At 30.3% G+C, this 12,089-nt stretch carries 11 protein-coding genes and 1 tRNA gene; 10 read left to right on the forward strand and 2 right to left on the reverse strand.

The annotated features are described in order from the left end of the window. A partial coding sequence (locus VK998_RS04620) for an ATP-binding protein (RefSeq protein ID WP_325226015.1) occupies positions 1-839 on the forward strand: 839 nt, incomplete at its 5' end. 133 nt (positions 840-972) lie between these two features. Here VK998_RS04620 and VK998_RS04625 read toward each other — a convergent pair. Further along, positions 973-1,866, reverse strand: coding sequence for a LysR family transcriptional regulator (locus tag VK998_RS04625; protein WP_325226017.1), 894 nt, complete (start codon positions 1,864-1,866; stop codon positions 973-975). A gap of 316 nt (positions 1,867-2,182) precedes the next feature. Between VK998_RS04625 and VK998_RS04630 the strand changes: the two genes are divergently transcribed. Continuing rightward, positions 2,183-3,892 (forward strand): FAD-dependent oxidoreductase, encoded by a 1,710-nt coding sequence (locus VK998_RS04630; RefSeq protein ID WP_325226019.1) that lies wholly within the window; start codon positions 2,183-2,185, stop codon positions 3,890-3,892. A 95-nt stretch (positions 3,893-3,987) separates the two neighbouring features. Continuing rightward, positions 3,988-5,334 carry an APC family permease gene (locus VK998_RS04635; protein WP_325226021.1) on the forward strand — a complete coding sequence of 449 codons (1,347 nt, stop codon included), beginning with the start codon at positions 3,988-3,990 and terminating at the stop codon, positions 5,332-5,334. A gap of 51 nt (positions 5,335-5,385) precedes the next feature. On the opposite strand, the gene VK998_RS04640 is transcribed toward VK998_RS04635, so the two are convergent. Further along, positions 5,386-5,460, reverse strand: a tRNA-Glu gene (locus VK998_RS04640). A 143-nt stretch (positions 5,461-5,603) separates the two neighbouring features. Between VK998_RS04640 and VK998_RS04645 the strand changes: the two genes are divergently transcribed. The 7 genes from VK998_RS04645 to VK998_RS04675 all read left to right on the forward strand — a co-directional run. Beyond that, the gene (locus VK998_RS04645) at positions 5,604-6,128 is read left to right on the forward strand and encodes a transcription repressor NadR (RefSeq protein WP_325226024.1); all 525 of its coding nucleotides are present in this window, start codon (positions 5,604-5,606) and stop codon (positions 6,126-6,128) included. A gap of 76 nt (positions 6,129-6,204) precedes the next feature. Further along, entirely contained in the window at positions 6,205-7,236 is a 1,032-nt protein-coding gene (locus VK998_RS04650; RefSeq protein WP_414713564.1) for a PTS sugar transporter subunit IIC, read from the forward strand. Between the two features lie 498 nt (positions 7,237-7,734). Further along, positions 7,735-8,418, forward strand: a complete 684-nt coding sequence (locus VK998_RS04655; RefSeq protein WP_325226030.1) for a hypothetical protein — start codon at positions 7,735-7,737, stop codon at positions 8,416-8,418. 137 nt (positions 8,419-8,555) lie between these two features. Then, positions 8,556-9,446: a radical SAM/SPASM domain-containing protein gene (locus VK998_RS04660; protein ID WP_325226034.1), complete on the forward strand. Its 891-nt coding sequence runs from the start codon at positions 8,556-8,558 to the stop codon at positions 9,444-9,446. Between the two features lie 26 nt (positions 9,447-9,472). Further along, on the forward strand, positions 9,473-10,459 hold the full coding sequence (locus VK998_RS04665) for a radical SAM protein (protein ID WP_236911474.1): 987 nt from the start codon (positions 9,473-9,475) through the stop codon (positions 10,457-10,459). A gap of 2 nt (positions 10,460-10,461) precedes the next feature. Beyond that, a complete protein-coding gene (locus tag VK998_RS04670; RefSeq protein ID WP_325226037.1) occupies positions 10,462-11,376 on the forward strand; it encodes a radical SAM protein in 915 nt (304 codons plus the stop codon). A 25-nt stretch (positions 11,377-11,401) separates the two neighbouring features. Beyond that, positions 11,402-12,089: radical SAM protein (locus VK998_RS04675; protein ID WP_325226041.1), on the forward strand; the 688-nt coding region annotated here is incomplete at its 3' end.

Consider the following 12,089-nt stretch of genomic DNA (forward strand, 5'->3'; position numbering starts at 1 on the left):
CTAGAGCAGTAATTGAAAATCCTGAAAACTATGAAGAAAATATTACAAAGGTAAAAAAAGAAATAGAAAAATTAAAAATGGAAAAGGCTTATTTACTTACTGAAAATAATATTCCTTTAGATTATCTAGATACTTACTATGAATGTAATGAATGTAACGATACAGGTTATCTGCCTAATGGTAATAAGTGCAATTGTTTAAAACAAGCCCTTATAAGTCGAGCTTATAAGATGTCAAATATTGAAAATGTTTTAAAGAAGGAAAACTTCCAAACTTTTAATATAGATATATTTCCAGATGAACCTATAGAAGGAGAAAATATGACTCCTAGGGAAAATATGGCGAATATAACAAGTATTTGTGAGGGATTTGTCAGTAATTTTGATGAGAATAATGAAGAAAATTTATTATTCTATGGTTCTACTGGATTAGGGAAAACTTTCATGTGTAATTGTATTGCAAAGGCTTTGTTGGATAAAAATAAAATTGTTATATATCAAACGGCATTTAAAATATTAGAGATTATTGAAAAACGTAGATTCGGAAGAAGTGCTGATAGGTTTAATGATTGGGAATATGATTTGTTGTTCCAAGCAGACCTTTTAATCATAGATGATTTAGGGACTGAATTATCCAATGCTTTTACTAATGCAGAGATATTTAATATAGTAAATACTAGATTAATAAATAACACTAAAACCATAATTTCTACTAACTTAACTCCAAAGGAGATTTCCGAAACATATACAGATAGAGTGTTTTCTAGAGTATTAGAAAGATTTATCCCTTTAAGATTTTTTGGTCCCGATTTAAGGTATTATAGATGGGAAGCCAAATAGCTAATAAAAAGCGTCTATTAAATTTAATAGACGCTTTTTATTATAAAAGAATCTTATTATCTATAATTATACATTCTAAAGGAGCATGTTAGAATATAGACAAATGGACATTATTTTTGAATTATCAATAAGATTAGTAACAAAAACATCTTTTATTAGAAGTAATAAATTTTTTGAAAATTTTTTCATAACCTGTAAATTGGTAGTTTTCTCTATAAGCTAGATAATAACTGAATTTTGAATTAAAATCTTTAATATTGATTTTCTTTAAATTTCCCCTTCTTAAATCTTGTTTTACCACAATATTTGGTAAAAAAGCAAATCCTTTGCCAGAAGAAACTGCGGATTTAATGGATTCAGGAGAGTTGAAAGAAAGTACAGTATTTAGGTCATTTATATTAATCATATGTTTTGTTAATATATCAGATAAGAGCAACCTATTTGTTGAATCTTCTTCTCTCAAAATAAGAGGTATATTTAACATATCATTTATGGTAATATTATCAAATTCAGTTTTGGGACCTCCTACTAATATTAGATTATCTGAAAGTATTGGAATAGTTGCGATACTCTCAAAGACATAGGAGCCAGTAATTATGCCTATATTGGTCTCATGAGATAATATTTTTTTTATAACTGCTGAAGAATTATATACTTCCAATTTGACATCTACATCAGTATATATTTCTTTGAAAGTATAAAGACTACAGGGGAGCACATATTCCCCTAGACTTTTGCAGGCCACTATAGAAAGGGTTTTTTTTGTATTTTCTAAATCCTTTATAGATTTTTTAATGTTTTTTTGTATGGAAAGCATAGTAGTAGCATGTTCAAAGACTATTTTTCCTTCGTCAGTAAGCTTGACTCCTTTATTACTTCTAGTTAACAATTTAGCCCCTACTTCATCTTCTAAATTTTGAATCTGCATACTTAACCCTGGTTGGGTAAGGTGTAGTTGTTTAGCTGCTCTAGAGATACTATTAGATTTTACAGTAACATAAAAGGATCTTAAATAATCTAAATTCATTATTTTCCCACCCTAATATTAATTTTTGTTTTTAGATTTATGTTTATATTTAGTGTATAAGAACTTTCCTATTTGTTATAAAAAAGAGTTATCATGTATAATAAGTATTTATTAGATAGAATTCTGTAAATGGAGTAATATATAAAGTAAGTTAATTAAATATCTAACTATTTAATTATTCTATAAGAAAGCTTGTATATTATTATATCATATATTTTAAAAAATTTTATTATCTATAAAATATTTAAAATATAGAGGAACTAATACTACATTTAGCCAAAGGTTTAATGTAGAAAAATTAAAGGGGGATTTTAACATGGTAGAAAAACCAAAAAGAGTTTTAGTTGTAGGCGGTGTAGCTGGTGGTGCTTCAGCAGCAGCAAGGGTGAGAAGGTTAGACGAAGAATGTGAAATAATTATGTTTGAAAAAGGGCCTCATGTATCCTTTTCAAATTGTGCTCTACCTTTTCATCTAAGTGGTTTAATTAAGGATCATGAAGAACTAGTCCTTATGAAACCTGACGATTTTTATAACGAATATAGGATAGATGCAAGGGTATATAACGAAGTTATTGATATCGATAGAGAAAACAAAGAAGTAAAGGTAAGAAAAGTGGTAACAGGAGAAGAGTACACTGAATCATATGACAAATTAATTCTTTCACCAGGAGCAAATCCTATAGTTCCACCTTTTGAAGGTATGGAAGATGTAAACGTATTCACTATAAGAAATGTGGTAGATATTGCAAAATTAAATGTATTTATAAAGGAAAACCATTGCAATGATGTTACAGTAATAGGTGGCGGGTTTATAGGAATAGAAGCAGCAGAAAATTTAAAACTTGCAGGATATAATGTAACCATAGTTGAAGCTATGCCGCAAATTATGAGGCCTTTTGATTATGATATGGTACAGATATTACACAAGGAGATAATCGATAACGGAATAGATCTAATAGTAAATGATAAAGTAGAAAGATTTGAAAAAGATACTGTAGTTCTGGAATCAGGTAAAAAAATCTACTCAGAGGCAGTGGTAATGGCTATAGGGGTAAGTCCTGAAACGACTTTAGCAAAAAAATCAGGATTAGAATTAGGTAAGACAGGAGCTATATCTGTAAACCAAAACTTTAGAACATCAGACCCTGATATATATGCTGTAGGAGATGCTATAGAAGTTTATAATAGATTACTTCATAGTCAAAGTAAGTTAGCTTTAGCAGGACCTGCTCAAAAACAAGCTAGAGCGGCAGCAGACCATATTTATGGAAGACCAGTTAATAATACTGGGGTAATAGGCTCTTCTGTAATAAAAATATTCAACTATAATGGTGCTTCTACTGGATTAACTGAAGGTCTAATTAAAGCTACTAATATGCAAGTAGATTATGATACGGTAATGATAATTCCAAGCGATAAAGTAGGTATAATGCCTGACAGTGAACCTTTACATTTTAAATTAATATTTGAAGTGCCTACTGGTAGAGTACTAGGAGCTCAAGCTATAGGAAAAGGAAATGTAGATAAACGAATAGATGTTATTGCTACTTTAATTAAATTTAATGGTACTTTAGAGGATTTAAAGGACTTAGAATTATGCTATGCACCACCTTTTGGAACAGCAAGGGACGTAGTAAATTTTGCTGCATTAGTAGGATTAAATATACTTCATAGCTGTTTCAAACAAGTGCATGTTGATGAAGTAAGGGATTTGGTAGAAAGTGGTGCTTATATAATAGACGTAAGGGATAAAGAAGAATACGAAGAAGGACATATAGTGAATGCGGTGAATATTCCTCTAGGAGAAATAAGAGATAGAGTAGATGAAATTCCAAAAGATAGACCTGTTTACTTACATTGTAGATCTGGACAAAGGTCTTATAACGCAGTAATGGCATTACAACATTTAGGCTTTGACAATGTATATAATGTTTCTGGAAGTTTTATGGGATTGTCTTTCTTTGAATATTACAATGATAAGGTAACTGATAGAAAACCAATAGTAACTAATTATAATTTTGAATAATCTAAATTAAAAACTATCAATCTATATTAAGGTTATGCAGAAATACTTAAAATTTCTGCATAACCTATTTTATCAAAGAGAAAAGGTGAACAAAGATGAGAAAAAGTTTAAGCAAATTAGAAGTATTTTCAATAGTATTAGGCTCTATAATTGGTTGGGGCTCTTTCATGTTGCCAGGAACCAAATTTTTAAAAGAAGCAGGAGTAATAAATACGACTATAGGATTATTTTTAGGGGCATTGTTTATAATAATTATTCAAAATTCCTATTATATTATGTTAGAAAATCATAATGAAGAAGGAGGAGAATTCTCCTTTGCCTATAAACATTGTGGTAGGAATCACGGGTTTATAGTTGGTTGGTTTCTATTGCTAGCTTATTTAACCATAATCCCATTGAATGGCACTGCTTTTCCTCTAGTTATAAGGAAACTATTTGGAGATGTATTTCAATTTGGATATCTATATAGTATTGCAGGATACAAGGTATATATTGGAGAAATTATAATATCTAGTCTAATCGTTATATTATTTGCTTATGTAAATATTAAGGGAATAAGAGAATCAGCAAAGGTACAAAATATGATTTCCCTTACCTTGGTCTTATTAGTTTTAACGGTATTTATTTCTATGTTTATAAAAGTTGATAGGACTGATTTTCTAAACAACTACATATATGATTATCAATTTAATTTAGGGGAAGTATTAAAAATATTTGCTATAACCCCTTTTGCTTTTGTAGGATTTGATAATATTCCTCAAATATGTAAGGAATTTGATTTTGGGGCTAAAAAGGCTTCTTTGATTGCAGTAGCCTCTGTATCTATTGGTAGTTTAATATACTCTATATTAAATATGACTACTGGTTTAGTTTATTCTCCAGAGGAAGCAATGGCGTTAGATTGGGCATTAGGCACAGGAGTTTTGTCGGTTCTAGGTAGGTTTGGATTTCTTTTATTAGTAATAGCTTTATCTGCTGCAGTAACGTCTGGAATAAATGGATTTATGATATCTACTAGCAAATTGATGGGTTCCATATCTAATCACCATATGGTGCCAAAAAGGTATTCTTATGTAAACAAAAATGGGGTATTTAAAAATGCTATTATATTTGCAACAGCTATTAGTTTAATAGCACCTTGGTTTGGAAGAGAAGTAATTTTATGGATAGTAGATATGTCCTCTCTGGGAGCTGCAATAGCATATCTTTATGTTTGTTTTATAGCCTTTAGATTAGGTAAAACTATGTTTAGAAGGGTTGTGTCTTTACTGGGAGTAGTGGCTTCTTTAATGACAGTAGCTTTGCTATTAATCCCATCATCACCTGCAGCATTAGGAAAAGAATCTAGAATAGCTTTAGCTCTTTGGGTAGGTCTAGGGATTGCATTTTATATAAAGGTTGTAGCTCCATATAAAGTTGAAACTTCTAAGGATAATATATGATTTGAATATAGAAAAAGAAGCTGTAGAGCATTCTACAGCTTCTTTTTATTCTGGTGACCCCACCGGGACTCGAACCCGGGTTACCGCCGTGAAAGGGCGGTGTCTTAACCGCTTGACCATGGGGCCATTTTTCAAAACAAACCGATTTTAATTCTACTATATAAAACAAGCTTTGTCAACAAATTTATGAAAATAAATTAAATTTATTTATATTATATATTTATGATAATATAAATGATAGTACTATTTATATTAGGAGGTAGAAAAAAATGAATGCTTGGGAGAGAAGGGGAAAAATTTTAGAGACTTTAAATAAAAATATGAAACCTGTAAAAGGCACTGAACTTTCAAAGAAGTTTAATGTGAGTAGACAGATAATAGTTCAGGATATTGCTCTATTAAGAGCTAGAGGAGAAGATATATTAGCCACACCTCAAGGTTATATAATACCTAAAGTGTATAAGGAAAATAAACTAATTAGAAAAATAGTTTGTAAACACGAAGGTTATGATGAAATAGAAGATGAATTAAAAACCATAGTGGATTTAGGTGGTAAAATAGTAGATGTAATTGTAGAACATCCTTTGTATGGAGAAATAAAAAGCCCTCTTGAAATTAGTTCTAGGTTGGATTTGCAAGAATTTATGGATAATTTAAGAGAAACAAAAGCTGAACCTTTGTCTTCGCTTACTGAAGGTATCCATATCCATACTATAGAAGTAGATGATGAAAAAAGTTTAGAAAGTATAAAAGAAGCACTTAAGGGGAAAAAATACTTGATAAACGAAGAATAAGATGGTATATTTGTATAGTGAGGTGACAAGACAACTGTCTTAACACAAAATATAAAATGAAAAAGAGGTGGCTCCTTTGAAAAACAAAAAAACAGAAAGGAAAAGTAATATTAAAGATTATTTTGTTAAAATATTTAATGGGATGGCTTTAGGTCTTTTTTCTTCTTTATTAATCGGTCTTATAATCAAACAATTAGGTACTCTTTTAAATATTGAAATGATGGTAAACTTTGGTCAAGTAGCTCAAATGCTCATGGGGCCAGCTATTGGTGCTGGAGTTGCATATAGTGTAGGTGCTCCGCCTTTAGCTATATTTGCTTCTGTAGTAACTGGAGCTATTGGAGCTGGAACAGTTACTTTTCAAGAAGGTATTGCAATGGTAAAGGTCGGAGAACCAGTTGGTGCTCTAGTGGCATCCCTTATTGGAGCAGAGTTTTCGAAAGTAATTCAAGGCAAAACTAAGGTGGATATTGTTTTAGTTCCTTTAGCTACTATTTTAATTGGTGGACTAGCGGGAAATTATATTGGGCCTGTTATTAGCTCTTTTATGACTATAATAGGGAGTATTATCAATAGAGCCACAGAACTACATCCATTCCCTATGGGGATAATCGTATCCATATTGATGGGGATTATATTAACATTACCAATAAGCAGCGCAGCTTTAGCTATATCTCTAGGACTTAGTGGTCTAGCTGCAGGGGCAAGTATTGTTGGCTGCTCTGCTCAGATGATAGGTTTTGCAATTTCTTCTTATAGGGAAAATGGTTTTGGTGGATTCATTGCACAGGGAATAGGAACTTCCATGTTACAAATTTCAAATATTATTAAAAATCCTAAAATTTGGATTCCTCCTATAGTTACGTCGGCTATTTTAGGTCCTGTTTCAACAGTTGTTTTTAAAATGGAAAGTAATATGGTAGGAGCTGGAATGGGCACTAGTGGCCTTGTAGGTCAGTTTGCAACCATAGAGGTAATGGGAACAGGTGTGAAAGTTTTAATTGGAATTCTATTACTACATTTTGTTTTACCTGGAATATTATCTTTTATAATATCAGAATGGATGAGAAAAGCTGGACATATAAAAGAAGGAGATCTGAAGTTATAATTAAATGTTATAAGTTTTTATAGACGGGTATATAGAGATTAGCTGAAAATTATTAATAATTTTTAGCTAATCTCCCACAAAAGATAAAATATTAATAAACAAAAGACAAGACTAAAGTAAAATAGCACTAACATTATCTAATGTTAGTGCTATTTTAGTTGGTTTAACACTTCGTTTTAGGCTTTTATAATCACTAATTTTGTAAAAATTGTTTTATATTCTACCTTAATTCCTACTAAAGTACTAATTATCATCTTGGATTCCCTTGAAATTTCAACTAGTTAAGAGTTTTTCAATATAAGAGACTGTCATGTAGTTTTCAATTCAATAAATATGCTTTTATAATGTATTTTACAGTCTTTTAATTGAATCTTTAGTATGAATAAAATAATAGTAACTTGAAATATAGAGTATTGACTCGTCAAAAATAATACGCTATGATACTATAAAAGGAAATATATTTACTTTTAACAAATATATTAAAATAATTTCAAGGGGGTGCAAAGAGTAGAATTTTTAAATGATATACATATAAATATTGTACAAGCAATTAATATGGTTATGAAGTTTCCTAAAAGACAAATTCATTTTTTTGAAGAAATTAGAAAAAGAAATATAGAAAAACCAAAGGATTATGAATTGATGCTTTCTTATGGTTTTCTAAGATATTATGAAATTACCCATATCATTCAGGGGGAAGATTTAGCAAATACAGGTATACTTGATGTAGTTAAAATCTATGATGAAATATTAGAGATTAGACCAAACGATTGGTTTGTCCGTTTATTAAAAATCTTGTTATATATTAAGTTGCCACAAAAGATGAGAAAAGAAGAGGATTTTAAAACTACGATTAGGTGGATGCTAGAAGCACAAAGTAAATCGATTAAAAAGGAATCATATTTTATATTGCCCTATGTCTATTATTCGGAATATTGGTACGAAAAAAAAGATATGGCTCTTGCCAAAAAGTATTTGGACGATGGATTAAAACAAGTGCCACTAAAACCAATTAATTATCTTTATTTCAACCCTCACATCTTTATACCAATAAAAGAATTCTATTATTGCCTTTATAGATCTGAAGATTTTGAATTAGCCAAATCAATTAAGACAATCAGTTCCATATACTTTCCATTAGAATCAAAAGCCATGAACCAGTTTAGTAATTCTATATTATAAATTTTATGCAAACTTAAATACTCTAAAAATTTAGTTAACTACAATATACTAGAATATTTGATATTGATAAAATCCATAGAATTTATTTATGGAAATGAAGATGTTACTTTTTTATGAAATGGAAGGAAGGATATTAAATGAGAATTCGCCAGGCATTAAAAAACATACCTAAGGTTCTATCTATAGAGGTTACTACGAGATGTAATCTGGACTGTGTCTATTGTACGAGAAAGGCTCAACAAGTTGGGAATATAGATATATCAGAGGAGTTAATACAACAGATTGATAAGGAGATTGACAAATTCGATAGAATTATTATTTGTGGTATTGGTGAAAGTTTTTTATATCCGGAGATTTATAAAATAATTGAAGAGTTTAAAGAACAGAAGTTTTGTATAGTTACTAATGGTACGGTACCCATTGATTTTGAAAAACTAAACAAGAATTATAATGTCGAAATGCTGATATTCTCCGTAGATGCTATTGATAAAGAAAAAATAAATAGAATAAGCAGAAATTATAATTTTGGAAATTTAATTAAGAACTTTGAAGAATATGAACTCTATTATAGAAAAACAAGGAGAAGGATTCAACGGGTACTAAACTGTACATTGAATGAATACAATACCTGCCAGATTCTTAAATTAGTTGGTTTTGCTGCTCGGTATAAATTTGACACTATTCACTTTTCACTGCCAAGGGGAAAAGAGGCATATATTAAGGAAAACCAGGAGGAATTAAAAGACATTCTTTCAATGGCATCAAAAAAAGCCACTGAAAATGGTATATATTTTGTTGATCCTTTTGAAACATGTTGTATCTATTTAAAATGGATTACTCCCTATATTTCTATAAATGGCGATATCTTTCCATGTTCTGAAACCTTATATACTAATAAGAAACTAGGAAATCTATTTAATCAAAAATTTAGTGAAATTTGGACCTCTAATGAATATAAAGAATTTCAAACTGGTGCAGCTTGTGTAGATTGTAAATTCCTTTCAAATTGTAGATTAGAATTTAGTTAATAAATATAAAGGGAAGGAGATTTTCTATGTTAGAGAATTCAAAGGGGTTTAGTAAGGGGCTAAGTCAAAATGAACTTATGAAAATAATAACTTCTAGCGTTTACATAAGTATTACAAACAGATGTAATGCTGCTTGTCGCCACTGTATCGTAATGAATGATGATATAGATCTAATTGATGCAGATTATGAAGATGTAATTAACTGGATTGAGCAATTAAATGATTCTGGCATTAAAGCTGTGCATTTGGTTGGTGGAGAACCATTTATTGTAAGGAAAGAACTCAACTCCTATGTAAGAAAACTAGGGGAGTTAGGGATGTATGCAGGTGTCGTTACCAATGGTTTATGGGCAAAAACCGTTGAAGAAGGAATTGCTGTATTAGAAGAGATGCCTGATTTAATGGGATTGATTATTAGCTCTGATAAATATCATTTAGAGTATATTGATGCACAAATAGTAAAAAATGCTATAGAAGCAGGCCTAGCTACTGGTAAGTTTGTTAATGTCAATGTAACCTATGTGGAAAGTGAAGAAGTTAAAGTAATTAATGAATTATATAAAGAGTATCGTAATAGGATTTTAATACATCCTGTAAAGGCTATGCCTTTTGATGGGGAGGATTCAAAAAAGATAAAGCGTTCCAAGCTTTTCAAAAATCCACGGCGAATTGCAAATTATTGTGGAATAGGGAATTACTTTATAGATGTTGATGGTAAAATGGATGCCTGTTGTCAAGCTGCCCGTTCCAAAGAAACTCAATATCTTCATTTAGGAAATATAAATGAAGAAAGACTATCGGACATGCTTAAGAAGTTTAAAGAAAAAGAAGTATATAAGTATATTCATAAATACGGACCTAAGGGTATAGCCCAATTATTCTTAGAAAGTCCATATGCTAAAGAATTAAAAGAAAGGGAGTTTACCAGTGATTGTGAAATATGCTGTGAACTGTTGGATAACCCTAGTATGTACGACTATTTCATAACCCAGGTAATGAAAAGGGTTGACTGATTATGAATAATTCTAAATATAATAAGGGATTTATTGAAAAATATATTGAACCAGTTAGGAAGATTGCCACCAATATGCCTCAAACTGTTTCAATAGAAGTAACTACCCGTTGTCAATTAGATTGTACTTATTGTACCAGGGATAAGAATAATCCAAAAGATTTAACTATTGAAAATTTAGATAGATTATTAGAACACCTAAAGGGGATCAAAAAAATTGTAATATGTGGTATGGGGGAATCCTTCTGTTTTCCAAATCTTTATGAAGCAATCTTCAAACTAAAGTCATTCAAAATATCCATAATTACCAATGGAGCCGTTCCTATTAACTATGACAAATTAAATCGTGAAGGAAATGTAGAATTATTAGTTTTTTCAATAGATGCCACAACAGAAGAAAAAATGGAATCTATTTGTAGATCTTATAATTTTAAAGTTTTAGAAAATAATATAACAAATTTAAAAAAATATCCCAATATAATAGGAATAATCAATACAACTATAAATGAAAGTAATATAGATGAAATTCCCAAACTAGTTGAGCTGGCATGGAAATACAATTTACAGGCAGTAAACTATGAACTACCAATTGGAGATGAAGAATTTGTTTTAAAAAATAGAAATTTAATAAGAAAACGAATAAGACAAGCAGCTGAATCTGCTAAAAAGTATAATATAATTTTTAACAATTTTTATCGTCTAAACTGCAATGCAAATGGTAGTATAATTCCTAATATTAGAATTAATGGAGATATGTTCTCCTGTTGTAATGGCATGAATCAAAACAAAAAGATAGGTAATATCTATGAGAAATATTTTGATGATATCTGGAGGGATAGGGCAGTATCATTACTCCATAGCCAAGATTTTTGTTTAGAATGCAAGCTTACCAAAAATTTAATGAGCATAGTTGAATAAATACTAAAAAGAGGAGATTTGAAAAATGAAGGCAATAAGTGTGCATTTAACCGATCAGTGCAACAACTCCTGTATCTTTTGTGTAGTAAATTCCCATAAGGATAGACGGGAAGGAGTCAATAAAAAGGTTTTATATAAATTTTTAGAGGAAAATTCAAACAAGGGGTACGAATCTGTCAATATTCATGGTGGTGAAGCAACTGTACTAGAGGATTTTGAAGAAATTCTTATAAAAATTAAAGAACTAGGCTATAAAGAAGTAAGCCTACAGACAAATGGCCGAAAACTAGCTGATTACCAATATGCTAAGAGATTGTATGATTATGGTGTAAAATTATTTGTAATATCTTTACATGGGAAGGATGAGACACAACATGATTTTGTGACACAAGAGCCAGGTAGTTTCAATGAAACCATAGAAGGTATTCGAAATGTAAAATCCCTTGGTGGGAAGGTTCGTACTAATACCGTTGTTTATAAAGGGAATGTAGATAGTTTAGTTGATATTGCCCGATTAATTATAAAATGTGAAGTTGACCATATAAATATTTCTGCCATGCATCCAGTAGGTAAGGCATATCAAAATTTCCATAGGGTAACTCCACAATATTCAGCTATTATGCCTGAAGTTTTTAGGATGGTAGATGAATGTGTTGCTATGAATAAGATAGTTACTTTAGAAGGATTTCCACCTTGTATGGTTAAGGGATATG

Origin of the sequence: Schnuerera sp., assembly GCF_035459645.1 — a bacterium.
In the GTDB taxonomy this organism is placed as follows: domain Bacteria; phylum Bacillota; class Clostridia; order Tissierellales; family Tepidimicrobiaceae; genus Schnuerera.

Excerpts from the sequence above, each read along its gene's own strand:
- VK998_RS04635 (WP_325226021.1), top strand. The coding sequence starts at position 3,988 with ATGAGAAAAAGTTTAAGCAAATTAGAAGTATTTTCAATAGTATTAGGC.
- VK998_RS04665 (WP_236911474.1), top strand. The coding sequence starts at position 9,473 with ATGTTAGAGAATTCAAAGGGGTTTAGTAAGGGGCTAAGTCAAAATGAA.
- VK998_RS04630 (WP_325226019.1), top strand. The coding sequence starts at position 2,183 with ATGGTAGAAAAACCAAAAAGAGTTTTAGTTGTAGGCGGTGTAGCTGGT.
- VK998_RS04645 (WP_325226024.1), top strand. The coding sequence starts at position 5,604 with ATGAATGCTTGGGAGAGAAGGGGAAAAATTTTAGAGACTTTAAATAAA.
- VK998_RS04660 (WP_325226034.1), top strand. The coding sequence starts at position 8,556 with ATGAGAATTCGCCAGGCATTAAAAAACATACCTAAGGTTCTATCTATA.
- VK998_RS04625 (WP_325226017.1), bottom strand. The coding sequence starts at position 1,866 with ATGAATTTAGATTATTTAAGATCCTTTTATGTTACTGTAAAATCTAAT.
- VK998_RS04670 (WP_325226037.1), top strand. The coding sequence starts at position 10,462 with ATGAATAATTCTAAATATAATAAGGGATTTATTGAAAAATATATTGAA.